Raw genomic sequence first — 26548 nt, forward strand, 5'->3', positions numbered from 1 at the left:
CTTCATCTTCTCTCCTGATTGGGTATCCTGGCTATACATCAACATATGTACGCCTTACATTCTGTTCAGACTCTAAAAGACAAGAAAGAGTGAGGTGCTATCTTCGGGAGAACATGCTATATAAAAGCTGTTTAGGCTCAGATCCACTCTCACTCTTTTTCACTTAAGTATTCTAATTTATCTCTTTTTCGATTTGAGAACAAACATAGGAGGACTCAATCAGCCAAAAAAACACAAACAAAAACTGATTAAACAAAGTGCTGCTGTTTTTTTGATGAGCGTTGGCGGTGAGGAGCCACCTTGCCGGATTGACAAAGCGTTTTGGGTACTTTGGCGCTCCAAAATGCGCCAGCATTCTTGAGCACAAATAAAAACAATGTGATTTGCGAAAAACTACCATGCCCCGCGGCATAGAGCGGAAAAAATAATTTCAAACTAATTGCTCAAAATAGCTTTATTTTAACAAATAAAGCGCAAACGTTTGATAGGTTAAACCAAACTGGTTGTGAAAGGGTAGAAGCAAGCCATTAAGCCCGCTGTTCTTCGCCAATTGTTTCAAAATAATCTTCTTCTTCTGTTTCATAGACGCCTAACTTATTAATTTTAAATACCCAATACTTCATTAGCGGATAGTTAAAACCATAAGAAACAATGCTATCGATTAAAAGCCTGCCAAGTTTATAATCCAGATTTAAACTTCGGTGCAATAAGTAGGTGCCAGCTGATTTTAGTGAAATACTCCCCAAAACCACGGTGAAAAACCGGATCAACTGGCCGCTTGTAGAACTGCAATAACCATCGTTGCTTTTAAATGCCCAGAAACGGTTAATGCAAAAGTTAACCATCCCACCCATGGTGCCAGAAATCAAGATGGAAATGGTAAAATGAATATGCAACCATTCTGTTAGCAAAATCATTAAACCATAATCAGTAACGCCACCAGAAAAAGCCGATACCTGTGCTTTGAGGAAAAGTTTAACAGATGCCCAGGTCATTATAGCTTCTCCTCCTTATCTTTAACGTCTCCGGCTTTCAAAAGTTTAAACGTATCGATAATATTGAGCACCAATAACAGCGATACCATAACAATAGCGAAATAAGTAATGGCCCCGGTAAATAAGGTTTCGGCAATTAAGATAAGCGAAATAATTACGCGTAATTCTGTTGGGCCTAAATAGCCAGAATCAATTTGGTAAAAGCCTGTAATTTTATAACGCAGTTGAGAAATAATCATCGACCAACCGTACAATACCACAAAAAGAAATGCGAAAATCTGTGTATTACCATCAGCGTAATAATAATAGCCCAAACCGATCAGAATAATGCTGAGCCAATCCATCACAATATCGAGTGCAAAGCCATACCATTTCCGTGGGATTTTACGAAAGTACGCCAATCGGCCATCGAGCGAATCGCCAAGCCAGTTGATCATAAAACCAAATATTCCGATCAGCAAATAACTTTTCGCATAAAAACCAGCCAAAATAAAGCTTAAAAACACAATCAGTGATCCGAACATGCCAATCCCTGTCATCGTATTGGGTGTAATCCACGTAGGAACCCTTTGAAGCAAAAATAAGATCAGTGCCTGTTCGACTTTTCTTAAAATATTTGTCCTTTCGCGGTCTGCAAATACCCTTTTGCCATCTAAATGGTCTTCTTTTAGTTTAATAATAGCCTCCAATTTAAGTGCCGATCAAAATTACGCCAAAGAGAACAGCTGTTTCTGGTCGGTAAAATTTTAAACTGATCTTCTTCGGAATACCTTTAGAATAATCAGCCATTCGCTTTAGCTTCCCCGATCTGACCAGGTAAGTAAACAATAGGGCAAATAACATAAATTTATTTTACAATTCCGGCGAAGCGCTGATAAAATACTGTTGGACTATTCTCATTTTTTGGGGCATACTTACCAGCAATAATTGGAATGTAGATTACACGTCTTCTGCTTTCCTCCCCTCGAATGGCCGATTCTGCCACCCTGTGCCACAGTCTTCCATCATGGATGGTTAAATCTCCTGCTTCTGGCAATATCGATACCTCTTCAGCATCAGGTTTATTATCCAGAAAATATTTTTTGCGAAAGAGCATTTGGTAAATACTTTGTTTATGGGTGCCAGGGATAATTTTTAATCCACCATTTTCAGGCTTTAAGGTACTCAGATGAATGCCTACATTTAGCATCGGATTCAGTTTAGTGCCGTAGAAAATATCTCTTAAACCATCCGTATGCCAGCCCATTTTACTGAATTTGCTTTCTGGTCCGTTAATGTAGTGGTTAAATACCATACCGTCTTTTTCTTCAGTACCTAAACGTGCGCCATCGCCAGCCAATTGAAGCAATGCGTTAAAGCGTGGATCCAATAAGAGGCCACTTAGCGTTTGATGCTGTTGGTTAATAAAAGCAAACCGTTGCACAATTGCTGAGCCATCAAGATCTTTTCCGTATTTAATTGGTACGCCGTTTATTTTTTTAATATCTTCCTGTATCCATTTTTGTTCTACTTGTTTAGAAGCGTCGATAATGGAAGAAACTGTTTCGGGTTTGATGAAATTCTTGAAATGGATAAACCCATTTGTATTAAAAAAATCAAGCTGTTCTTGTGTTAATTTTTCAGATAAGGTAAAGGTTGGATACGATGTGGCCATGTGTAAAAATTTAAAAGATTTAGGAAAAAGATAAATTGGAGGTAGAGTTATGCGCAGCAACAGCACATTCGCATGGGCGAGTGGTTCGGTACTGGAGGAAAATAAAACGCGTTTGTTTTATTCGACATAGTCTATAGAATTAGTAGTATTTAATACAAACGTAACATATTTTTAATATTCCAAAGAATTTTATTTGAAATTTTTTAAAATATTTTTTTTTGGGAGGGGGTTGCGGTAGGGTAGAGCTGTGCAAATAAAGGACGTTGGAGCCGTTTTATTGTAATTCTGCTAATAGTGGTGTTGGATGTTATCATCCGACACTCATACATCAACCAAGATAATTTATGGAAATGAGGTATATGATCAGTCTGATGAAAACATCAGCTGCACAACCTCATGATATTAGATGCTACTAGCTGAAAATCAGATCTGTTATCAAATTGAAATAGATCTTTTAGTATTTGGAGCGCAATTGCAGTAGTAATAGGTTATTTTGTTCCCGTTTTCCGCTTATACGCTTCGCTTCGTCGTGCCTCCTTGCTGTAGGGTAGCGCTTCAATCGGGGCTAGATGGCCTAAACAGTATTTCATTTTTAGGGTTGTATAGTGCACTCACCTCTGTTCCTAAACCTGATTGACGGGAAAAGCTCCCGATTTTTCATCGGGACTTGTACCAAAAGCAGGACTGCAAACCGCCAAGAATAACTGCCCTTTCCTTTCCAAACAACCAATAGTATTATATCTGTGGTGTTGGATGTTACCATCCGACACTCATACATCAACCAGGATAATTTATGGAAATGAGGGTATACAATCAGTCAGATGGAAACATCTGACTGCACAACCACCAAATAGTATTATAGCTATTTCTAGCCATCTCAGGAATTCGATTTTACCATCAGACAATTTAAATATTAATGAAAAAAGTATTTTTTACATTCAAAGCTTCTGACTTCTGACCCCTGACTTTCGGACTTTTTAAGTCTTATAAATCCCTGCGGCCATTTTTTCGATAAATCCCTTTGGCAGAATCCTATTGGCGTATACACTGATGATATTGGTAAAACCCGGAATAATTTCAGATTTTTTGGCAAACATTCCTCTTAGCGCTATTTCAGCCACCTCTTCAGGCCTCATGTTAAACTTTTCGGCCATTTTGTTAAAGGCGTCCAGTCCAGCCCGGTGAGCAAAACCAGTATCAACAGGGCCTGGACTCAGGCAGCTTACGGAAACCGGACCATCTTTAAGTTCGAACCTCAAAGCCCTTGTAAAAGATAAAACAAAAGCTTTAGTCGCCGAATAAATGGCCAAAGTTGGTACTGCCTGGTAGGCTGCAGTACTGCAAACGTTGAGTATATAAGCTTTTTTTTCTGTTGAAAGGATTGGAAGCAATAAATGGCACAATGAAGTTACCGTAGTCATGTTCAACTGACACATTTCTAACTGGGCACTTAAATCCAGTTCTTCAAATTTTCCCCATAATCCATAACCTGCATTATTAATCAGGATATTAATGGCGTAATTCTTTTCTGTTATCCAATTGTATACTGCTTTTGGAGCTTGAGCCTGGCTAAGGTCGATTGACAAGATATCTACTTCAACACTATATTGGTTTTTGATCTCTGTTTGTAAAGCGCTTAATTCACCACCTGAACGGGCAATAAGCAACAAGTTGATTTTTCTCCTGGCCAGCGCAATGGCCATAGATTTTCCAATACCTTTACTGGCTCCGGTTATCAGTGCGTACTTCATCTTTGTTTCCAACATTTTTTACTACAAACGGTTTAACGCAAATATCAGATAAATTAAATCTTATGACTTATTTATTTTAAAATGATGAATGATTAAACACCATGTAGGTATCTTTTTTGAGTTATTATTTTTAACAAGTCTAAATAATGCTAGCTTTGCCGAAATTTAAAAATTGCATGAAACTCCAATACATAAAATTTTTCGCCGCTACGCTTATTCTTTTATCCACAATTCCCCTCTTTGCGCAAACAGGAAAGGGCACACTTACTGGACAAGTTGTCGATTCGTTAGGGAACAGCATACCGTTTGCCAACATACAGGTTAAAAAACAAAATCTTAAAACCACTTCAGGTAAAAACGGTGCATTTAAGTTAACGGATGTTCCGGCAGGAAACCAACAGATCAGTATTTCGATTACTGGTTACGATCAATTGGAACAGGCCGTATCGGTTACTGCAAACGATACAGTTCAGGTAATTTTTGTTTTAAAAGAGCAACGCTCAGAACTTAACGATGTAATTGTTTCGGCAAGTAGACGACCTGAATCTTTGTCGCAAACACCATCTTCGGTAACGGTGCTTACAGCAAAGGAATTAAATACACAATCTACAATTAGTCCGAATTTAGCCAATATACTATCTTACAGCGTACCCGGATTGGGTTTTTCTACCAACCAAACGGGTAACTCTGGTCAAACTTTGCGCGGTAGAAATGTTTTGGTATTAATTGACGGTATTCCGCAATCTACTCCATTAAGGGCAGGAGGAAGGGATATCCGCAGTATCGATCCTTCGGTTATAGAGCGTGTTGAAGTTATTAAAGGTGCCACTGCCATTTATGGTAATGGTGCAGAAGGTGGTTTGATTAATTACATTACTAAAAAAGCCGATAAAGGAAAATCATTCGGAGGTTATTCTCAAGCCGGAATTACAGGAAACTTAAAAGGCGATAGCACCATAGGTTACCGCTTTTCGCAACAGCTTTACGGCAAAACAGGTAAGTTCGATTACCTGGTAAGTGGTATGTTCGAAAAAACCGGCGTTTTCCGCGATGCTGAAGGCATGGTAATTTCGCCTGAGTATGGTTTAGGGGAGACTAAATCTTACAATGGCTTTGTAAAACTGGGATATAACTTTACTCCAAAACAGCGTTTGCAGGTGATGTATAATTATTTCAGTTCCAGACAGCATTCTAAATATTTAACCAAGGAAGGCGTTTATGGTCAATCGCCGGCTATTGGTATTTATGGAACAAGACTGGGCGAAGATGAAGGAACAAGGTTTAACCATAATGCCAATTTACAATACACCAATCAGCAGATTTTCGGTAAAACAGATTTAACAGCCAATGTATATTATCAGGACTTTTATACCATTTATTCTAACTCAGCATCATTTTTCGGCAGTGGCCAATCGGCCATTACTTCAACAAAAAAGGGTGCAAGGGTAAACCTGAATACACCTTTTAACATTGCAGATCGGTTACCAATGCAATTGAACTATGGCTTGGATTTAATGAACGATAAAACTGCTCAAAGCTTAACAGATGGCCGTTTGTGGGTACCTAATATGAATATGGTGAACTTTGCACCTTACTTACAGGCCTCTGCAACTTTCATTAATGATTTAACCATAAAGGGTGGCTTAAGGGTAGAAAATATTAACATTGATGTAGACGATTTTAATACCCTGGCTACCGGTGCAAACGGTGCAGGAAGTATAGCGGTGCAGGGCGGTAAATTAAATTACAATGCTTTGGTATTTAATGCTGGCGCTCGTTATTCTAAATTCAAGTTTTTTAATCCTTTTATCAGCTATGCACAATCTTTCTCGGTGTTCGAGCTGGGAAGGGTGTTAAGGGCAGCAAAAAGCAATACCTTATCGCAGTTAGAAACTAAACCAATCATCGTAAACAATTACGAAGCTGGTTTTAGCAGTACCATAGGTAAATTGAATTTCAGTGCTGCTTATTATTACAGCACTTCTAAACTGGGTGCCAATCTTTTAGAAGTTAATGGAACTTACATCTCTCAACGTATTCCCGAGCGCGTATATGGATTTGAAATCCAGGCAGATTATCAGGTTCTACGCGATTTGAGCATTGGTGGTAATTACGCACAGGTAGAAGGAAAAGGCGACGTAGATGATGATGGTAATTTTAACGGAGAGAAAGATGTATATTTAAACACAACCCGTATCCCACCATCAAAAACCACCGTTTACCTTAAATATTCAGGTATTAGAAACTTAAGTTTGGATGTAAACTGGATGCGTGTGGGAAATCGCGACCGCTTTAAAACCAATGCGACAGGTAAATATTTAATTGGCGAAGGTCCGGTAAAAGCCTTCAACTTATTTAATGTTGCAGCAGTATATCAGGTTACACAGCCTTTAAAACTATCGGTAGGTGTAGAGAATTTATTGAACAAGGTTTATTATCCTGCCATTTCTCAATTTTATGGCAGCAATGTAAATTATGTGAGAGGGAATGGTCGCAGATTTAACCTATCACTAGGCTACGCTTTTTAAACAATGAAGAACAGGAATTTTAAAAATACCATCAGGAACATTCATCTCTGGCTCGGCCTGGCGACTGGCCTGGTTGTATTTATTATTAGTGTAACTGGCGCATTGTATGTTTTTGAAGAAGAAATCAGAGATTTTACACAAAAAGATTTTCGCTATGTTGCGCTTCAACAGAAGCCTTTTATAGGTTTAGATCATATCATTTCAAATTTCGAAAAGTTATCACCCAAAGACGAGCTAAGGCTAGTCAGAATTGAAGATGGGTTTTCAAATGCAACGGTAGAAATTACCACCAAAAAAGGTATTGTTTATTATTTTAATCCTTATAATGCCGCCTTGGTAAAAAAAGGTGGCGAAGATTGGCTTCAAGTTGTAGAGCATATCCATACCTCTCTGTTGCTGGGAAAAACAGGAAAGTTTATCATGCAATGGTCGGTGGTTATTTTTGTGCTGATGCTGATTACGGGACTGGTACTCTGGTTTCCTGGTCAAATGCGATTATTAAAACAATCTTTAACCATTAAAAGAAAAGCCTCGTTTAAACGGTTAAATTACGATTTGCACAACGTATTGGGCTTTTATGCATCGGTTGTGCTATTGATTACTGCTTTGAGTGGTTTGTATTTTGCTTTTAAGGAGGTAAAAAATGCAGCTAGCTTTTTTACCGGGAGCAAATTAGGACAAGGCAAAGCGATCATTTTAGCCAAACCTACACACATCGATCCGGTACCTGTACGTTACAATAAAATTTATACTGAAGCTAAAATTAAATACCCAGGAGCTATTTCCACTAGTTTTTCGCTGCGTGGTAAAGGCGAACTGCGATTAAGAATGATTTATCCCTACCGTTGGGCACGCAACCAGAATACCTTTTTTTATGAGGAAGCTACAGGCACAATGATCAGGGCTAAACTGTATAAAGATTTTAACGGGGCCGATTTAATAGAAGCCACCAATTACGATCTCCACACAGGTAAGCTTTTAGGATTACCAAATAAAATTCTTTCTTTTATAGCGGCTTTGGTTGCGGCGAGTTTGCCGATTACTGGCTTTATCATCTGGTGGAAGAAAAGGAAAAAGCCCAGAAAAGCCAAAGCTATTCTTACCTCAAAGTAAACGTAGTATCTAAATCGCAGTGAAACCAGTTCTGTGTTAAAACCTGAAGTCATTTATTAAGCTGCTCAGCATATGCTTTAAGCTGGTTGAGTCCCGATTGGCAGAATTCCTGTTGCATGGTTAAATCAAGGTTTGCAACGGGCTCAAAGATTTCGGTAAGCGTAACGGGGTTGTTTCCTGTAAAGGTGATCAGGCTTTTCCGATCATCGTCTAATGTATAAGCAATTCGCTCATATTCAATAATTTCGGTGTAGGTTCCTTTAAAATCGAAATTTTCGGTTCCGTCTTTTTTGGCCATAACATATAAAAAACCACCTCCTTCTACCAGATTATTTTCAATTTTCTTGTTGATCCATTCGTCTGATGGAGCATTCCATTTGATGATGTGTTCGGGTTCATTCCAGATTTTCCATACCAGGTTAACCGGTTGATTTATCTCAATACTGGCTGTTAAAGCATTTTTGTTCATATAGGCTAAATTATATTCTAAATTAACTGTTCATGGTCTGCTTTTAGGTGGCCATTAAAGACAAATAAGAGGCTATTCGGGTAATTTATTGATGTGTAATATTTTTGGATTTCAGCCTGAATATAAAATAACATTCCTACGGGTTGTATTAACGGTATTATTTTTATTGTTTTTCTTTCAGTAAAGCTCCTAATCTATATTTTAGTTGCATAATGCGCTTAATAATCCATTTGAAGAAGTTTAACCTAAATGAGGATTTAATTGGCCTTATAATTGTTAAGAATGAAATCTTTTGCTTTTCCTAAGTATTAGATTTTCCATAAATGAATAGTCCGAAATGTCAGATAAACGAAACTATGATGCAGAATTCTGCGGAAATTTACCAATTCACCACATTAATTCCATTCAGGATTATGGATATTTAATCGTACTGGATAATAAAACGTTGAATGTTATACAAATCAGCGAAAACTTAAGTACAATTACAAATGAGGCACCAGAGCAGATGATGGATAAACATTTATCGCAATGGTTTAGCCAACAAGACGTAGATAATATTACTAAACTGATTAAAGGAGACGCAAAAGACAGAATTCCAGTTAATCTGATGTTTGGTAGTGATGATAATCAATTGAATTTCAGTGGTTTGATTCATGTTAAAAATGACTATACCTTGTTGGAAATAGAAACTGCTTTAAAGGATGGCCAGAAAAGTTTTTCAGATGTTTTTCAAGAAGTAAGACAGTTTATTTCTGCCATGGAGAGTGCCTCTACGCTGGAGGAAGTGTGCAATGTTGCCATTAAGCAGTTACGTCAGGTTTCAGGTTTCGATGGAGTAAGAATGTATCAGTTCGATTCTGCCTGGAACGGGACGGTAGTTGCAGAGGAAATTTCGGGGACATTGGAAAGTTATCTTGGACAAACTTTTCCGGCTTCTGACGTACCTAAACAAGCAAGAGCACTTTACCTTAAAAATCCTTTCAGACTTATTTCTAACCGCGCGTATAAACCTGTTAGATTGTTTCCTGTTATCAACCCTTTAACCAATGCCTTTATCGATTTATCTGATTGTAATTTACGCGGTGTTGCAGCTGTACACCTGGAATATATGCAGAATATGAACGTGAGCGCATCAATGTCAATCAGGGTATTGCATCACGACAAACTCTGGGGGCTAATTTCATGTCATCATATCGAACCAAAACATCCGAATGTAGATATGCGCTATCTTTTCGAATGGCTTTCGGTAGAAATTTCCAATCGCATCACGGCCATATTAAGCCAGGAAGATTATCAGCAGTCTGCTTTCAGACTTGAAAAACGAACTATAATAACTGATCTTATTTATTCGAAAGATGACATTATCGAAGGCTTGCTCGACGATGAAAACTTAAATATTCTTTCTTTGTTTAATGCAGGCGGAGTGGTAGTGAAGATGGGTAACAGAATCGAATCACGTGGAGATGTACCTGATAAAAGTGAAGTATATAACCTGATGTTATGGCTTGAGGGAAAAGAAACTGAAAAGGTATATACCAGTGATCATTTGAGTGGGGTGTATGAGGAAGCGAAAGCATATGAAAAATTTGGAAGCGGGATTTTGGTTATCCCGATTGACGGCCGGAATGGCGATTATATCATCTGTTTCAGGCCTGAGGTAATACAGCAGATCAAATGGGGGGGCGATCCTGAGCAGGTGATCAAATTTGATAAAGATGGCAAAAACTATCACCCGCGAAATTCGTTTAAGCTTTGGTTACAAACCGTTTATGGACAATCGTTGCCCTGGAGCAATAATGAACTGGAAATAGCCGAATCCTTAAGGAATTTTATATTTGAATTTAGAACAAAGCAACTTTACAATTAGCTTAATGGAAAAAAAGCAGGAATCAGCATTGAATAAGCGTTACGATAAATACATTGTTGCCATTGGTGCATCTGCCGGTGGCTTGGAGGCCATTCATGAATTCTTTGACCACATGCCGGCAAATTCGAGTTTTTCTTTTGTTGTGATCCAGCACCTTTCTTCCGATTATAAAAGTTTATTGGTAGAGCTTGTAGGAAAGCACACCCATATGAAGGTGTTCGAAGCAGCAAATGATATGGCCATCCAACAGGATTGTGTATATATCATTCCTAATAATAAACTTATGACTTTGGTTAGGGGGAGACTTAAGCTTGCTGATAAATCGCAGATTAAGGCACCTAATACTGCAATCGATCATTTTTTACATACCCTGGCAAAAGATAAAAAAGAGAAAGCAATTGCGATTATCCTTTCAGGAACTGGTACCGATGGTACCAAAGGCATACAAAGCATAAAAGAAAACGGTGGGATGGTTATTGTTCAGGATCCGGGGTCTGCCAAATTTGATGGTATGCCCAATTCAGCCATCGCATCCGGCAATGCAGATCATATAATGGTTCCTTCGAGGATGCAGGAAGAACTTTTTAGCTATGTAAATGAAGAGCCTGTTAAAGTGCTTGAAAATGGTAAAGTTAATGAAGAGCTGCTCGACGAGGTTTTTAAACTGGTACACAACATTAGTGGTAATGATTTTAACCTGTATAAAACCCCTACTATTATCAGGCGTATTGGCCGGAGAATGAACGAAAGAGGTATAAAAAAACTCGACCGTTATGTCGATTTTTTGCATAACAATACTGATGAAGTAAAGATTTTAGCGCAGGATTTCCTGATTGGCGTAACTAAATTTTTTAGAGATGAGCAGGCTTTCGTACAGCTTAATGAGTTCGCCATCCAAGATATTGTTAATCGGAAAGAAAACGGCGATGTAATCAAAATTTGGGTTTGTGCCTGTAGTACGGGGCAAGAGGCATATTCTATTGCGGCACTTGTAGACGATTGCGTTGTCCGGTCGGGCAAAAAGATCGAGATTAAAATATTCGCTTCTGATATTGATGAAAAAAGTATTGAGATTGCCTCTCGTGGCGAATACCCGGTGTCTGTAAAAAACGAAATACCCGTTAAACTTTTTAAGAAGTATTTCGTGCAGGAAGGGAAGCATATTAAAGTTGTTGCGAGCCTGCGCAAACAGGTTGTTTTTGCCAAACATGACGTAATTAAATCGCCTCCTTTTATTAAAAATGATCTGGTTACCTGTAGAAACATGCTCATTTATGTAAACGGCATTCTTCAGGAAAAAATCCTTTCCATATTCCACTTCTCCCTGCTGCCAAATGGATATCTGTTTCTGGGATCGAGCGAAACTGCTTCTTCCATGAAGGCTGGTTTAACAGAAGTTTCGGGTAAATCGAAAATCTATAAAAAAACCGGAAAAATCAATTATTCCTCTTACAATACCTATAATACGGGTGCTAAGGCTGCAATTGGCCAGGAACGTAAAAAAGTCGGTAACACCGATGCGCTACAAAGTCCGTTAGAAAAACGTTTGGTCGATTTTCTTTCATCAGATCTGGGTTATGTTGCGGTATTTATTGATAAAGCGTACATCATGCAGGATGCTGTTGGCGATTACCGTCAATATTTATCGCTTCCTGAACAAAGTATCGAACTCAATATTTTAAAGATGGTACCACGGGAGGTATCTATCGTGCTCAATACCGGGTTGCGGAAAGCCTGGAAAGAAAATAAAAAGATTGAATTAAAGAAGATCCGTTTTAAACAGATTACTAAAGATATTTTTGTAGATATTTCCATTATACCAGCATCCCCGGTTCATACCAATGGTTTTACCATGGTAGTTTTTGCAGAACATGTTTCAGAAATAGTTGCCGAAAAGGATGAATTTGTTCTTTCAGGCTTTCATGATGCCAACCAATCTGAATATGTATTTGAACTGGAGGCCGAACTTAACGAAACCCGCTCGAACCTGCAGCTGGCTGTAGAAGAAATGGAAACCACCAACGAGGAACTCCAATCGAGCAACGAAGAACTCCTTTCTGCCAACGAAGAGCTACAATCCAGCAATGAGGAACTTCAATCATTAAACGAGGAATTACATACCCTAAATACCGAACACCAGTTAAAGATCAAAGAACTGATCGAACTAAATGATGATTTGGATAATTATTTTAGGAGTACCGATATTGGTCAGATTTTTCTCGACGCCGGAATGTTTATCCGCAAGTTTAATCCTGCGGCAGTAAGTATGGTGAATCTTATCGAATCTGATGTTGGCAGGTCTATAGAACATATTTCGAACAATATTAAGGCAGAAAATCTAATCAGCGATATTAAAAAGGTGCTGCTTAATGGGCATGTAATCGAAAAGGAAGTACAACTGAAAAATAATACCCGATGCCTGATGCGTGTAATGCCTTATTTAAGAAAAGATAAGCGGGCAGATGGTGTGGTAATCTCTTTTGTAGATATTTCCAGAATTACAGAACTGAACAATATCATAAGCGGTGTTTTTAATGCGAGCCTCAATGGGATTTTGGCATTTAAAGCTGTGAGAGATGCTAAACATTTTATTGTAGATTTTGAGTGCAGCACCTATAACGATTCGGCGCTAAGTATTTTAAAGAAGAACAAATCGGAACTTACCGGAGCCAGGTTGATGAAAATGATTCCTGAGCTTACTGTAAATAATCTTTTTAACAAATACGTGAGTGTGGTAGAAAACGGCAAGGTGCTCGAAACAGAACTTCAGTTTTCTAAAGAACAATGGTTACAGCTAATTGTGGTAAAAATGTCTGATGGTTTTGTAGCTACATTAACCGATATCAGTCAGCAAAAAATGGTTGAACATAAGTTGAAAAAGAATTATAACGAACTTTTAGGCACGCGCGAGAACCTGCGTCAACTCAATACCGATCTCGAACTGAAAGTGAAAGAGCGTACCATGAAACTCTCAGAAAGTGAAGAACGTTTCAATCTGGTGTCGCATGCCACAAACGATACCATTTGGGACTGGAATCTAGCCCATAACACCATGTGGCGGAGCGACAATTTCACCTCTATGTTCGGTTATCAGAAAGATGCACACACCGAAAATATCGCATTTTGGTTCGATAAAATCCATCCCGATGACCGTGAGCGTGTTAAAGCGAGTGTTTATGAAGCCATTAACCATAACAAAACCCAGTGGACGGCCCAGTATCGTTTACAAAAAGCAGATGGCAGTTATGCTACATTGCTCGACCGCGGAAGTATCCTGTTAGATAATCTGCATACCCCTTACCGTATGGTTGGTTCTATGGTAGATATATCAAAACTGGTAGATACTGAGGTGAGATTGAACTCGACAGAACGCAAGTTTAGAAAGATATTCGAATCGAATGTAATCGGAATTTTGTTTAGCGATATTGAAACCGGGCGGATAGAAGATGCTAACGATATCTTTTTAAAACTTTTAGGTTATTCGCGATCTGATTTCGAAGATGGAAATATTAACTGGATGGAGATTACACCGGAAGCTTTTTTGCCGATAAGCAAAATATCGCATAAATTATTAAAAGAAAAAGGTTTCTGCCCACCATTCGAAAAACAATACCTTAACAAAGCGGGCGTTCCTGTAGATGTTTTGGTTGGTTCGGCGTTGTTAGACGAAGATGTTCAGAACGGGGCAATTACTTATGTTATCGATATCAGTAAGCAAAAACATACCGAGAAAAAACGCAGCGAACTTCAAAAGCTGATCAAGAAACAACAAGACGAGTTTTATAGCATTTTTAAAAATGCACCAGCTTTAATCACCATCCGTAGAGGTAAAGACCTCAAGTACGAATTTGTCAACGAAGCTTTTAAAACTTTCGATGGCGGATCCGATTATATTGGCCGCTCAAGGATTGGAAATGGTTCTAAGTTCGAATCACCCGAGTTGCTGGAAATAGAGAAAAATGTGATGAAAACAGGCGAAACTTATGTCGCCAATGCTTATAAGATCGACCAGGTAAACCGTGCTACAGGAAATTCGGTAGAAAAGTGGTTTGATATTATCCTAAATCCAGTTTTTTCTGATCAGGGGCAAATTGATGGCATTGCTTTCTTTGGTTTCGAAGTAACCGATTTAATGAAAGCACAACAGGCTACTAAAGAGCTTATGCACCGCAAAGATGAGTTTATGAGTATTGCCAGTCATGAGTTAAAAACACCGATTACCAGTATTAAGGGCTTTTTACAGTTTGCGCTGAGGATGGCCGAACAGCAGAAGTTTGAGAAAATTTATGAGTTTGTAGATAAGGCGAACCGTCAGATTGGAAAATTGACTGCGCTTGTTGAAGATTTATTGGATGTAACCAAGATACAAGCTGGCAAAATGACTTTCAATTTCTCTGAATTCAATATTGCTGGCGTTATTGAAGATGCTATTGATGGTTTACAGGAAAGCATGAATGAACACCGCATTATACAGGATATTGCTGATGTTCAGGTGTATGCCGATCGTAATCGTATTGAACAGGTTTTAAGCAATTTTATTTCCAATGCAATCAAATATTCTCCTAATGCGGATAAAATTATAGTGCAGTCTAAAGCAGAGGATGATTATCTGTTGGTTTCGGTACAGGATTTTGGAATTGGAATACCTAACGATAAAGCACAATTTGTTTTCGACAGGTTTTTCCGTGTAGAAGCTTCTTCCTATAGCTTTTCGGGGCTTGGGCTTGGTTTATATATTTCTGCCGAAATTGTTGAACGCCACGGAGGCGAAATCGGTGTTAACAGCAAAGAAGGCGAAGGTTCTGTATTCTGGTTTAAAATTCCGTTAAAAGATAAACAGTAGAATCAGTATCTGTTTTAAGACTGGTGTTGTATGATTATCTAGCTGAAGCAAACAAAAATTGCCTCATTGATGTAATTATAGTTCCTCTAACACGGGAGTAATTAGAAAGGGGTAAACATGGATGTGGCTACCCTTTTCTCTTTTGACAACATTTTAAGCGGCGAACTTGTTTAGTTCATTTTGTTCAATATTTTTTGACTGAATCCGAAATTAATGACGAAAAGTTTTACATCAAAAAACAAAAGAGAAGACACCTCTGCAGGTGAGATGCTTAATTGGTTTTAGCACCTGTTTAACATCTTCCATTTTTCATCCCTCCATATTTTTTGTACCCTTGTAAAAAATAAAAATGGAGAAACCACTTGTTAATATATCCTATTGCCCTAAATGTGGCTGGATGCTACGTTCGGCTTACATGGCACAAGAAATTTTAACCACTTTTGTAAGCGAGGTAAAGGGGGTAACTTTAATTCCGAGTGAAACATCGGGTGTTTTTACTGTGCATGTTAACGAGAAACTAATTTTCGATAGAAAGCAGGTGCAACGTTTTCCTGAAATTAAAGAATTAAAGCAGCTTATTCGGGATGAAGTGAACCCAACCATGAACCTTGGGCACTCTGATGTTAAATAGCCGACATTTTAGTTTAAGGATCCTAAATAATTGATCGAATGGTTGGTAGACTACATCATTATTTAGATCGCGAACAGATTTTGGTAAATTGTTATCTTAAAGCCAAGATCAGTTTACCTGATTTAATTCTGAAATAATAGGTTAAAGAAGTTCTGCCTTTTAAAACTTCAATAGTTTTAATGGCGCCAGAACTGCCCCATGTGTCAGAAATAAGATCGCCAACCTTCAATTGTTCTAATCTGCTGATGGGAGTCAATGCATCAATATGTGTCATAGTAACAAAAATAAGCCAATACATTTTTTTTAGATAGGATTTTTGTCTCAAAATGTACATTTCACGTTTATGTGTAATGATAAATAATACAGATTTTGTCTGTAAATGAATGGGTTTTGTAGCGGAATTGTTGATGTATAGGTGAAAAAATATAAAGATAGGAAAGGATAGGACTGTCTTTAATGTAAAAGAAATCTTACTATTTTTACTATTTAATCCTAATAATTACCGATAGCCGAGTTTTAGGAAAATATGTATATTCGTTTCCTGCCATGCATACCACGGTACGGTTTCTCTATGTTCCTTATTCAGAAAAAAACTGCTTGCTTCATATTTTTTTTATGGATGGGCGCAGGTATTTGTTTTGCCCAGTCTTCAACTATTCGCCTTAAATATTTGGGTGTAGAAAGTGGCCTGTCTAATAATGTGGTAAACTCTTTATACCTAGATCATTTTGGATTTATGTGGATGGGTACCTATGATGGATTAAACCGTTACGATGGCTATCATTTTAAGGTTTTTAGAAATGGGTGGGGAGATGAACATTCATTAGTAAATAACCACATTACGGTTCTGAATGGAGATGCGAAAAACAGGGTTTGGGTAGGCACGCAAAAGGGCATTTCTTATTATGATTATGCAGATTCCAAGTTTCATCAATTGATTTATCTAGACAAGGGAAGAAAAAATGAGGTAAGTTATGCTATTAATTCCATTGCAATAAGTAAGGCTTTCTCTGTCTATGTAGCTACTGAAGAAAAAGGCCTGTTTATGCTAGAAACGAATAGCAGCTTAGCAGAACGGATTCCATATGGCAAAAATTTCGATTTCACAGTAAAGGCTTTATATGTTGATGAACAAGAAACCCTATGGGTTTTTATAAAAGATGTAGGGCTTTGCAGGTATGATAAGGATAAACATAAACTCCGTTTAGTAACCGCTGGCTTACGCTCGGTAACATGCATTACAAAAGGCACTAACCAAACACTCTGGGTTGGAACAGAGCACGGACTTTTTCTGTTTGATAAAGCCAATAGTAGCCTCACCAGGTTTAACCAGCATTTAAACAATGAGAATATTATGAGTTTGTTGTTTGATCGGCAACAAAAACTCTGGATTTCGACTGATGGGGGAGGGATTGCTGTTTATAATACAAAAAATCAAAAAACAAATTACCTATCTGCAGGAAAAGAAAAGGGCTTACTGAGCAGTAATTCTGTCGCCCAGGTTTACGAAGACCGCGAATCTAGAAAGTGGATTGCAACCTTACGTGGTGGGGTTAACATCATCGATCCAGAAAATGAGCAGTTTACCACCATTAAACATGACCCATTAAAGAGCAATTCCTTAATTAACAATTTTGTACTTTCCTTTAGCGAAGATGAAAACAAAAACATTTGGATCGGGACTGATGGGGGTGGTTTAAGCGTTTGGAACCAAAAGCAAAATACTTTTGCTAATTATGCCAAAACCAGCGACCCAAACTCTTTAACCAGTAATTTTGTTACCAGTATTTTAAACGATGCTGATCATAACGTTTGGGTGGCCAGTTTTAGCGGTGGGATAGATCGTTTTAATAAAACAACAGGGAAATTTGTTCACTATAACTGTTACAATACATTTAAAGGCATTGATGACATTAACATTTGGAAGCTTTATCAAGACAAACAACAAAATATTTGGGTAGGTACAACAAAAGGTGGTGCACTGTATCGTTACAATAAAATTGCCGATAAATTTGAACTTTTCGACCATAATCTAAAGGACATCCACAGCTTGTTCCAGGATTCGAAAGGCAGGCTTTGGGCAGGCAACTATACCGAACTGATCGAAATCGATCCAATAAACAAAAAGCATAGCTATACGAAGATCAATTTTGCCATTAGGGCCATTCAGGAAGATTTTAATCACCAGATATGGATCGGCACCGAAGGTGGAGGTTTATTACTTTTTGATCCGGAAACAAAAAAAATAAAGCGGTACATCCAGAGCGATGGATTGCCAAGTAATTCGGTGCTCAATATCCTTCAGGATGCCCAAGGTAATTTATGGTGTAGCACTTACAATGGCTTATCAAAATTTGATGTTATACACCATAACTTTAAAAATTATTTTGCAACTGATGGTTTACAGAGCAATCAGTTTAATTATAATGCTGCATTAAAACTCGCAAACGGTAATTTTTTATTTGGTGGAATTGGTGGCTTCAACCTGTTTTCGCCCGATAGCATTAAGAAAAATAAAAGGATACCAAAAATAGTGTTAACCGATTTTAGGATCAATAATATTCCCCTCGATCAGGATTCAGGTTATAACGATATCTCTGTTGTTAATTTAGCACGTATAGAAATCCCATTTAGTGCTGCGGTGATTTCTATCGATTACGCGGCCATAGAATTCTCTTTTCAGGATCAGATTTCTTATGCTTATTACCTGGAAGGTTGGGACAGGGACTGGAATTATGTAAACAAATTAAGCACTGCCTATTATTCCAGGTTAAATGAAGGTGAGTATAAACTGCACATTAAAAGTACCGATACCGAAGGTGCCTGGAGCAACAATGAAAAAATTGTAATCATTAAAATTTTACCGCCTTGGTACCGTACCTGGTGGGCCTATACCATTTATCTCATTATAGGATCGTCATTATTTTATCTTTTTCAAACCTATCGTAACCGCCAGAGAAGATTAAAACACGAGGTAGAGATTACCAACCTTAAAATGGAGCGTGAAAAGGATCTGAATGAGAAAAAACTAAATTTCTTTACCAATATTTCACACGAGCTGAGAACGCCGTTAACCTTAATTGTTAATCCGATTAAAGATATTATCCATAAAAAAGACCCGGGGCAAGAGAAAAACGATTTAAATATTGTTTACCGCAATTCGAGGCGTTTGTTAAGCCTGGTAGATCAGTTGTTACTCTTTAGAAAAACGGAAAGTGAGAACGACGCCTTGAAGATCGTAAGGATCAACCTTTATAAATTTACAAACGAGATTTTCCTCTGCTTTAATTATTTGGCAAAGCAGAACCATATCGAATATACTTTTGAGTGCGAGGAAGAGGAATTGGATATTTATGCAGATAAAGACAAACTCGAAATAGTTTTCTTTAACCTGCTCTCTAATGCACTTAAATTTACCCCAAAAGGCGGTTTTGTAAAATTTAGTGTTAAAACTCTCGGCATGCGGGTGCAGATCGAGGTGAGCGATAGTGGTCCGGGTATACCGGCGCATGTGGGTGAAAAGTTGTTCGATAAATTTTATAAGGTAATGTCGAACGAATCGCTGAAGATGGGTTTCGGTATTGGTCTTTACCTGGCCAAAAACTTTGTAGAATTACATAAAGGGAAAATTTCGTTCCGCTCCAATCAGGGGATGGGTACCATATTTTTGATCGATATTCCGGTTGGCGAACCAAATTTACAGCAAAGTGGTGTTTTCCAAAACGAATTAACCTATGTAAACGAGCTCATTGCGCAAGAGGAAGAGGCAGAAAATAACGATGCCGAGAATGTGGGTAACCTCGAATTGCTCATTTCGGATTTACATTCGATTTTGGTTATTGATGACAACCCCGAAATTATTGATTACATCAAGCATATTTTTCAGGATAATTTCAAAATTTACAAGGCCGAAAATGGTACAGATGGGCTGAAACTCTGTAAAGAATATTTGCCTGATATCGTGATATCTGATGTAAATATGGAGGGCCTTAATGGTATTGAACTCTGCAAGGCAATTAAAGAGGATTCTGCCTTGAGCCATATTCCGGTAATTCTGTTAACCGGCGACCCTAGCCCGGAGGTAAAACTTAAGGGAATCGAAGTTGGTGCCTACGATTTTATTAGTAAACCCTTCGATAAAGAACTGTTTACAGCCAAAATTAATAGCATTATTAAAAACAGGACCAATCTTCAGTCTTATTTCTATAATGAAATAACCTTGAAGAGTGATGCGCATAAAGTATCTCAGGAGGATAAGGGCTTTCTTCAAAAGTGCATTACCATTATAGAAGAAAACTTGATGGAAGACAGTTTTAACGTAAAAACACTGGCATCTGATCTTGGAATGAGCCATTCTAATCTCTACAAAAGGATCAAGGCCACTTCAGGCCAGTCTATAAATGGTTTTATCCGTTTTATCAGGCTGAGAAAGGCTGCCGAATTGTTAATCAATACCAATTTAAATATTAACGAAGCTGCCTTTAGGGTAGGTATAAACGATAGTAAATACTTTAGAGAACAGTTTCAAAAGCTGTTTAAATTAACGCCATCAGAGTTTATAAAGAAACACCGAAAAAGTTTTCATAAATATTATAATATTAATGCCACAACATAAAAGTTACGCTATTTTGGGCTTTTAAAGACGCTTATCTTAAAACGCCCCCTGCAAAGTATGATTTAGCCCCCTGTGTAAAGCATAAAAATTTCGGTACTTCGGCCTTCACCAAATGTAACAAACAGAACAGCCTAAACGGTATAATGTATCAATCCCTAAATAAAAGTATATTTCTAATCTGCACATTCATTGGCATTAACCTGATGGGTGTTGCGCAAGAAACACGGTTGAGTACCATTACCAGTAACGGCTGGGCAAACAACTCGGTAAATACTGTTATTTTTCGTAAAAATTCTTTAATAAGCTTTAAAGATAGCCAGTATGCAGCTTATTATGATCAAGAACAAAATGTGGTATTGGCCAAACGCAAAATCGGCTCAGCCCATTGGAAATTAGTTACCACACCCTATAAAGGCGATGCCACTGATGCCCATAAATCAATCAGTATCATGGTAGATGGAGATGGTTTTCTTCATATTGCTTGGGGCCAGCATAATAACAATCTAAACTATGCCAAATCAGTTTCTGCAGGTTCATTAACCTTAGGGAATAAAGAAGTTATGCTTTCTGCAAAGGAAAATAAAGTCAGTTATCCTGAGTTTTATAAGATGGGGAATGGCGATCTCTTATTTTTTTACCGCGATGGCGGCTCTGGAAACGGAAACCTGATGATAAACCGTTATAGTCTGAAAACCAAAAAATGGACACGTGTACAGGATGGGATGATTGATGGCGAAGGACAGAGAAATGCATATTGGCAGGTAGCAATAGATCAGGTTGGAACCATCCATTTATCGTGGGTGTGGAGGGAAAGCCCTGATGTAGCCACTAACCATGATTTATGTTATGCCAAATCCACTGATGGAGGTTTAACCTGGTTAAAATCTACCAATGAAAAATATAGTCTTCCCATTACTGCCGCTAATGCAGAATATGCACTTAAAATTCCGCAAAAAAGCGAGCTGATTAACCAGACATCGATGTTTGCGGATGCCAAAGGCAAAGTATTTATTGCTGGTTATTGGCGCGATACGAACGAAACCATACCACAATATCACCTGGTTTTTAAAACAGGTGGCCATTGGGAAGTAAGCAACCTTAATTTTAGAAAAACGGCTTTTAGTTTAAGTGGTGGAGGTACCAAACAGATTCCAATTTCGCGGCCACAGATTATTGTTTGGCCAAGTGGAAAACATTATGCTGCGGGATTATTGTTTAGAGATGCTGATCGGGGCAATAAGGTTTCAATTGCTTTAAACGGTGAGCTTGGATCAGGAAATTGGAAGGTTGAAGATCTTACTCAAAAAAGCCTTGGTGATTGGGAACCCAGTTATGATACCGAACTTTGGAAAAGTAAAGGGGTTTTGAGTATGTTTATGCAAAAAGTTAGTCAAATAGATGGCGAAGGGAAAGCAAATCAGGCGCCAACCCAGGTGCAGGTATTGGATTGGAAACCTAAGAAATAACTGAATTACACAGAAAATGAAGTATCAATTAACAAAATATAGTATTCTTTTATTGCTGATATTTTTATCAGGTGCAATAATTGCACAACCTAAAAAACGTGTTGGCCGCATAGCCGAATCAAAAGAAAACACGGCTTATTTATTTACCTATTTCACCGGAAATGCTAAAGCAGAAGAAGCGATCCGTTTTGCGGTAAGCACCGATGGTTACCATTACAAAGCTTTAAACAACAACAATCCAGTCATTTCTTCCGAAAAAATCAGCAGTACCGGAGGTGTACGTGATCCGCATATTTTGCGTGGCGAAGATGGCAAAACCTTTTACATGGTAGCTACCGATATGGTCTCGGCCAATGGCTGGAACTCGAACAGGGCAATGATATTGCTTAAATCCAATGATCTGATTCATTGGACATCGGCAGTTGTTGATATTCAAAAACGTTTTCCAAACAATGAAAATCTGCTACGTGTATGGGCTCCACAGACCATTTACGATAAAACAGCGAAAAAATATATGGTTTATTGGTCGATGAAGCATGGCGATGATCCTGATAAAATTTATTATGCTTACGCCAATTCAGATTTTACAGATCTGGAAACAGCTCCAAAACAGCTCTTTTTTAGCCCAACAAATAGCGCTTGTATTGATGGTGACATTATTTATGATAAAGGGAAATACAATTTATTCTTTAAAACAGAAGGAAATGGCAATGGCATAAAAAAAGCAGTTTCTGATCAACTAACCGCAGGTTACGTGCAACAGGATAAATATTTACAACAGACCAAAGAGGCTGTAGAAGGGGCTGGTGTTTTTAAACTGAACCATAGTGGCGAATATATCCTAATGTACGATGTATATATGAAAGGCCGCTATCAGTTTACCAGAAGCAAAGATCTGGCAAATTTTAGTGTAGTGGATCAAGATATTACCATGGATTTTCACCCTAGGCACGGAACTGTTTTGCCTATTAATCAACAAGAGTTAAACCGGTTGCTCAATCAGTGGTATACTATCGAATCTGTTTTGCAAAGTGCACAGAATAAGGCAATCAGCCAAAATAATATTGTTTTAGATAGTGTGAACCAAAAACTTTATCTCCCTGTAAATTATGGGACAGATTTAAGGGCTTTTGATCCGCAGTTTAATACCTTTAATCAGATTAGTATTGTGCCCAAAGGAAAATTAGATTTTACTAAAGGCCCTGTAAAAATTAAGATAGGTATTGCCAATCAACAACCTAAAACTTATTTGGTAAGTGTTGCTGTAGCCAATAACCCTGTTTTAAAAGGTTATTACGCAGATCCGGAAATTTTATATTCCAATAAAACAGGCAAATATTACATCTACCCAACCAGCGATGGTTTTAACAACTGGAGTGGTACCTATTTTAACGCTTTTTCATCAACTGATCTCGTTAACTGGACAGATGAAGGTAAAATATTGGACCTTGAAAAAGATGTTTTGTGGGCGAAAAGGAATGCCTGGGCACCCACCATTATCGAAAAGAAAGTGAACGGCGCTTATAAATATTTCTATTATTTCACAGCAGCGCAGAAAATTGGAGTAGCTGTTGCTGATAATCCGACCGGTCCGTTTAAGGATAGTGGAAAAGCTTTAATTGCAAGCAAACCAAAAGGAATTAAAGGCGGACAGGAGATTGATCCTGATGTATTTAACGATCCTAAAACCAATAAAAGTTATCTGTATTGGGGAAATGGATATATGGCTGTTGCACCATTAAATGATGATATGGTTTCGATTGATACCAATGAGATTAAAGTCATTACACCTAACAAGGGGTTTAGAGAAGGTACAGAAGTTTTTTATCGTAATGGAAAGTATTACTTCCTATGGTCTGAGGATGATACGCGGAGCGAAAATTACAGGGTACGTTATGGCTTTTCTGATTCGCCCACAGGAAAAATGACCATTCCGGAAAATAATCTGATTCTGGCAAAAGATGCAGCACAAGGTATTTACGGAACAGGGCACAATAGTGTAATCAAAGTTAACGGAAAAGACGAATGGTATATGGTTTACCATCGTTTTACCCGACCAAAAGGAATCTCAATGGGAAGGGCTGCAGGCTACAACCGCGAGGTTTGCATCGATAAAATGGAATTTAATACCGATGGAACCATTAAACCTGCAATACCAACCGTAATAGGCATTAAACCAATACACTAATGAATTTTAAATTGTATCAAGCGCTTTTCTTATTGTTGTTTTTTAGCAGCATTGCTGTAAATGCACAAACTTCAACTTCAAAAGAGGAAGTGCTCGAAATGATCGACCGTGCAAATACCTACTGGCAAAGCAACAATAAACCCGAAGTACGTGCTTTTTGGGATCATGCTGCTTACCATACCGGAAATATGGAAGTTTATGGAATTACCAGGAACGAAGCTTACCGTAAATATTCAGAAGACTGGGCCGTTCATAACCAATGGATGGGTGCAAAATCAATTGATAAATCCAATTGGAAATATAAATATGGCGAAACAGATGAACATGTACTGTTTGGCGATTGGCAGATCTGCTTTCAAACCTATATCGATTTATACTACTTAAAACCCGAAGAATATAAAATTGCAAGGGCAAAAGAGGTAATGCAATACGAGATGAGTACACCCAATAACGACTACTGGTGGTGGGCCGACGGTTTATATATGGTAATGCCTGTTATGACCAAACTTTATAAAGTAAGTGGAGACCAAAAATACCTCGATAAGCTGTACGAATATTTTATGTATGCGAATAGTATTATGTACGATAAAAAGGAAAAACTTTATTACCGGGATGCCAAATACGTGTATCCAAAACATAAAAGTGTAAACGGTAAAAAAGATTTTTGGGCAAGAGGTGATGGTTGGGTGTTTGCAGGTTTAGCTAAAGTGTTAAAAGATCTGCCCCTTAACGATCCACATCGGAATGAATACCTAAGCAAGTACCAGAATATGGCCAAAGCAATTGTTAAAAGCCAGCAGTCAGGTGGTTATTGGACCAGAAGTATCCTTGATCCGCAACATGCCCCAGGACCAGAAACCAGTGGAACAGCCTTTTTTACTTATGGTTTGTTATGGGGGATAAACAACGGGTATTTAAAAGAAAAAAACTATTTACCTGCTGCACAAAAAGCATGGACATATCTAAGCAAAACCGCATTACAACCTAACGGTAAACTGGGGTATGTACAGCCAATAGGAGAGAAAGCCATTCCAGGGCAGGTGGTTGATGTAAATTCTACAGCGAATTTTGGCGTAGGGGCCTTTTTATTGGCTGGTTGTGAAATGTACCACTATTTATCAAACAAAAACTAAATTTTTATCGGAAAAAATGAGACTTAAAAATATTTTGATTACTGGTTTATTGGTCATCTTGTCTGGTGGTTTTGTATTTGCGCAAAAGAAAACCAAGAGTACCAAAAATGCAGTTTTAACCGATCGGCAGTTTTGGTTGCAACAGATGGATAAGATGGTGAAACCCGTTTTGTACAACCTGGCTAAAGATAGCCTGCGTATTGCGATGCCAAAAGTTACTTCTATCCATATTGATAATAAAGAACACCGTATTAAAGTCCAATATGTAGAAGTTTTGGGTAGGGTTTTAAGTGGTATTGCGCCATGGTTGCAGTTAGAAGGAGGTTCTACAGAAGAAGTAGCTTTAAGGAAACAGTACAGGGAGTGGGCCATTCAAGGACTAAAAAATGCTTTAGATTCTAATGCTAAAGATTTTATGAATTTCGATATCGGCGGGCAACAACTGGTAGATGCTTCTTATGTTGCACTAGCTTTGGTACGTGCACCTTGGTTGTGGGAAAACCTGGATAAGAAGAACCAGGAACTGATGATGAAATCTATTGTGACGACCAGGAGATTCAAACCTGTTTTTTCTAACTGGTTACTGTTTTCTGCCATGAACGAGGCCTTTCTGGCTAAGTTCGGTTATAGCTGGGATCCAATGCGGGTTGATTATGCCCTACAGCAAATGGAACAATGGTACACAGGTGATGGAATGTACACAGATGGAACATCCTTTGCCTTCGATTATTATAATAGTTATGTTATCCACCCTTATCTGGCTACTTTGGCCAATATCATTGGTGCTAAAACGAGCAGTTATAAAGAGATGTTCGAGAAGATTAAAAAGCGCAATGAACGGTATGCCATCATTCAGGAAAGATTAATCAACGCCGATGGCACTTACCCCGCAACTGGTCGCTCTATCATTTATCGTGGTGCAGCATTTCATCATCTGGCAGATATGGCCTGGAGAAAAGCATTACCAAAACAGTTAAGTCCAGCTCAGGTACGTTGCGCTTTAACGGCCGTAATCAAAAAAACTTTAGAGAGCCCAAGCACCTACAAAAATGGTTGGTTAACGATAGGTTTATATGGCGATCAGCCAAATCTGGGCGACTTCTATAATAACCAGGGTAGTCCATATATTGCTTCAAATATCTTTTTGCCATTAGGTTTGCCAGAAGCAGATCCTTTTTGGGCCAATCCAGCAGAGACATGGAGTGCGCAAAAGATCTGGAGTGGTGAGAATTTTGAAAACGATCATAGTGCCAGTTTAAAATAAATAGCAGATAGCTATACAATTGAAGAAGATG

The 26548-nt window shown here is 38.2% G+C and carries 18 protein-coding genes; 10 read left to right on the forward strand and 8 right to left on the reverse strand.

Features of this window, described 5'->3' with window-relative positions; translation table 11 throughout:
- Positions 1-248: 248 nt before the first annotated feature.
- The 6 genes from ACN9MR_RS07020 to ACN9MR_RS07045 form a co-directional block, all read right to left on the reverse strand.
- Positions 249-434, reverse strand: coding sequence for a hypothetical protein (locus ACN9MR_RS07020; RefSeq protein ID WP_426328902.1), 186 nt, complete (start codon positions 432-434; stop codon positions 249-251).
- Between the two features lie 93 nt (positions 435-527).
- Positions 528-995, reverse strand: a complete 468-nt coding sequence (locus tag ACN9MR_RS07025; RefSeq protein WP_426328903.1) for a GtrA family protein — start codon at positions 993-995, stop codon at positions 528-530.
- A complete protein-coding gene (locus ACN9MR_RS07030; RefSeq protein ID WP_426328904.1) occupies positions 995-1684 on the reverse strand; it encodes a CDP-alcohol phosphatidyltransferase in 690 nt (229 codons plus the stop codon). Before ACN9MR_RS07030 ends, ACN9MR_RS07025 begins: the two co-directional genes overlap by 1 nt.
- Position 1685: 1 nt before the next feature.
- Entirely contained in the window at positions 1686-1838 is a 153-nt protein-coding gene (locus ACN9MR_RS07035) for a hypothetical protein (protein WP_426328905.1), read from the reverse strand.
- A gap of 4 nt (positions 1839-1842) precedes the next feature.
- Entirely contained in the window at positions 1843-2649 is an 807-nt protein-coding gene (locus tag ACN9MR_RS07040) for a phytanoyl-CoA dioxygenase family protein (RefSeq protein ID WP_426328906.1), read from the reverse strand.
- A 977-nt stretch (positions 2650-3626) separates the two neighbouring features.
- On the reverse strand, positions 3627-4400 hold the full coding sequence (locus ACN9MR_RS07045; RefSeq protein WP_426328907.1) for an SDR family NAD(P)-dependent oxidoreductase: 774 nt from the start codon (positions 4398-4400) through the stop codon (positions 3627-3629).
- A gap of 176 nt (positions 4401-4576) precedes the next feature.
- On the opposite strand from ACN9MR_RS07045, the gene ACN9MR_RS07050 reads away from it, so the two are divergent.
- Both ACN9MR_RS07050 and ACN9MR_RS07055 read left to right on the forward strand, forming a co-directional pair.
- Entirely contained in the window at positions 4577-6928 is a 2352-nt protein-coding gene (locus ACN9MR_RS07050; RefSeq protein ID WP_426328908.1) for a TonB-dependent receptor, read from the forward strand.
- Between the two features lie 3 nt (positions 6929-6931).
- Positions 6932-8041, forward strand: coding sequence for a PepSY-associated TM helix domain-containing protein (locus ACN9MR_RS07055; protein ID WP_426328909.1), 1110 nt, complete (start codon positions 6932-6934; stop codon positions 8039-8041).
- 49 nt (positions 8042-8090) lie between these two features.
- Here the strand turns inward: ACN9MR_RS07055 and ACN9MR_RS07060 are convergent, their stop codons facing one another.
- On the reverse strand, positions 8091-8510 hold the full coding sequence (locus ACN9MR_RS07060) for an SRPBCC domain-containing protein (RefSeq protein ID WP_426328910.1): 420 nt from the start codon (positions 8508-8510) through the stop codon (positions 8091-8093).
- A gap of 337 nt (positions 8511-8847) precedes the next feature.
- Between ACN9MR_RS07060 and ACN9MR_RS07065 the strand changes: the two genes are divergently transcribed.
- The 3 genes from ACN9MR_RS07065 (at position 8848) to ACN9MR_RS07075 (ending at position 15851) form a co-directional block, all read left to right on the forward strand.
- The gene (locus ACN9MR_RS07065) at positions 8848-10377 is read left to right on the forward strand and encodes a GAF domain-containing protein (RefSeq protein WP_426328911.1); all 1530 of its coding nucleotides are present in this window, start codon (positions 8848-8850) and stop codon (positions 10375-10377) included.
- A gap of 4 nt (positions 10378-10381) precedes the next feature.
- The gene (locus ACN9MR_RS07070) at positions 10382-15220 is read left to right on the forward strand and encodes a chemotaxis protein CheB (protein ID WP_426328912.1); all 4839 of its coding nucleotides are present in this window, start codon (positions 10382-10384) and stop codon (positions 15218-15220) included.
- A gap of 349 nt (positions 15221-15569) precedes the next feature.
- Positions 15570-15851, forward strand: a complete 282-nt coding sequence (locus tag ACN9MR_RS07075) for a SelT/SelW/SelH family protein (RefSeq protein WP_426328913.1) — start codon at positions 15570-15572, stop codon at positions 15849-15851.
- Positions 15852-15942: 91 nt separating this feature from the next.
- On the opposite strand, the gene ACN9MR_RS07080 is transcribed toward ACN9MR_RS07075, so the two are convergent.
- Entirely contained in the window at positions 15943-16149 is a 207-nt protein-coding gene (locus tag ACN9MR_RS07080) for a hypothetical protein (RefSeq protein ID WP_426328914.1), read from the reverse strand.
- A gap of 321 nt (positions 16150-16470) precedes the next feature.
- On the opposite strand from ACN9MR_RS07080, the gene ACN9MR_RS07085 reads away from it, so the two are divergent.
- From ACN9MR_RS07085 to ACN9MR_RS07105, 5 genes are all read left to right on the forward strand, one after another.
- Positions 16471-20466: a two-component regulator propeller domain-containing protein gene (locus ACN9MR_RS07085; protein ID WP_426328915.1), complete on the forward strand. Its 3996-nt coding sequence runs from the start codon at positions 16471-16473 to the stop codon at positions 20464-20466.
- Positions 20467-20609: 143 nt separating this feature from the next.
- Positions 20610-21932 carry a BNR repeat-containing protein gene (locus ACN9MR_RS07090; protein ID WP_426328916.1) on the forward strand — a complete coding sequence of 441 codons (1323 nt, stop codon included), beginning with the start codon at positions 20610-20612 and terminating at the stop codon, positions 21930-21932.
- Positions 21933-21948: 16 nt separating this feature from the next.
- Complete coding sequence (locus ACN9MR_RS07095; protein WP_426328917.1) at positions 21949-24120, forward strand: family 43 glycosylhydrolase; 2172 nt, start codon at positions 21949-21951, stop codon at positions 24118-24120.
- A complete protein-coding gene (locus ACN9MR_RS07100; RefSeq protein ID WP_426328918.1) occupies positions 24120-25253 on the forward strand; it encodes a glycoside hydrolase family 88 protein in 1134 nt (377 codons plus the stop codon). Before ACN9MR_RS07095 ends, ACN9MR_RS07100 begins: the two co-directional genes overlap by 1 nt.
- Before the next feature lie 16 nt (positions 25254-25269).
- Entirely contained in the window at positions 25270-26517 is a 1248-nt protein-coding gene (locus ACN9MR_RS07105) for a DUF2264 domain-containing protein (protein ID WP_426328919.1), read from the forward strand.
- Positions 26518-26548 lie beyond the last annotated feature (31 nt).

This window comes from Pedobacter sp. R-06, assembly GCF_049913135.1.
Taxonomy (GTDB): domain Bacteria; phylum Bacteroidota; class Bacteroidia; order Sphingobacteriales; family Sphingobacteriaceae; genus Pedobacter.

Bases quoted from the DNA above. Each gene is read 5' to 3' on its own strand.
- ACN9MR_RS07025 (WP_426328903.1), bottom strand. From the start codon at position 995: ATGACCTGGGCATCTGTTAAACTTTTCCTCAAAGCACAGGTATCGGCT.
- ACN9MR_RS07035 (WP_426328905.1), bottom strand. From the start codon at position 1,838: ATGTTATTTGCCCTATTGTTTACTTACCTGGTCAGATCGGGGAAGCTA.
- ACN9MR_RS07040 (WP_426328906.1), bottom strand. From the start codon at position 2,649: ATGGCCACATCGTATCCAACCTTTACCTTATCTGAAAAATTAACACAA.
- ACN9MR_RS07045 (WP_426328907.1), bottom strand. From the start codon at position 4,400: ATGAAGTACGCACTGATAACCGGAGCCAGTAAAGGTATTGGAAAATCT.
- ACN9MR_RS07050 (WP_426328908.1), top strand. From the start codon at position 4,577: ATGAAACTCCAATACATAAAATTTTTCGCCGCTACGCTTATTCTTTTA.
- ACN9MR_RS07055 (WP_426328909.1), top strand. From the start codon at position 6,932: ATGAAGAACAGGAATTTTAAAAATACCATCAGGAACATTCATCTCTGG.
- ACN9MR_RS07060 (WP_426328910.1), bottom strand. From the start codon at position 8,510: ATGAACAAAAATGCTTTAACAGCCAGTATTGAGATAAATCAACCGGTT.
- ACN9MR_RS07065 (WP_426328911.1), top strand. From the start codon at position 8,848: ATGTCAGATAAACGAAACTATGATGCAGAATTCTGCGGAAATTTACCA.
- ACN9MR_RS07070 (WP_426328912.1), top strand. From the start codon at position 10,382: ATGGAAAAAAAGCAGGAATCAGCATTGAATAAGCGTTACGATAAATAC.
- ACN9MR_RS07075 (WP_426328913.1), top strand. From the start codon at position 15,570: ATGGAGAAACCACTTGTTAATATATCCTATTGCCCTAAATGTGGCTGG.
- ACN9MR_RS07080 (WP_426328914.1), bottom strand. From the start codon at position 16,149: ATGTATTGGCTTATTTTTGTTACTATGACACATATTGATGCATTGACT.
- ACN9MR_RS07085 (WP_426328915.1), top strand. From the start codon at position 16,471: ATGGGCGCAGGTATTTGTTTTGCCCAGTCTTCAACTATTCGCCTTAAA.
- ACN9MR_RS07090 (WP_426328916.1), top strand. From the start codon at position 20,610: ATGTATCAATCCCTAAATAAAAGTATATTTCTAATCTGCACATTCATT.
- ACN9MR_RS07095 (WP_426328917.1), top strand. From the start codon at position 21,949: ATGAAGTATCAATTAACAAAATATAGTATTCTTTTATTGCTGATATTT.
- ACN9MR_RS07100 (WP_426328918.1), top strand. From the start codon at position 24,120: ATGAATTTTAAATTGTATCAAGCGCTTTTCTTATTGTTGTTTTTTAGC.
- ACN9MR_RS07105 (WP_426328919.1), top strand. From the start codon at position 25,270: ATGAGACTTAAAAATATTTTGATTACTGGTTTATTGGTCATCTTGTCT.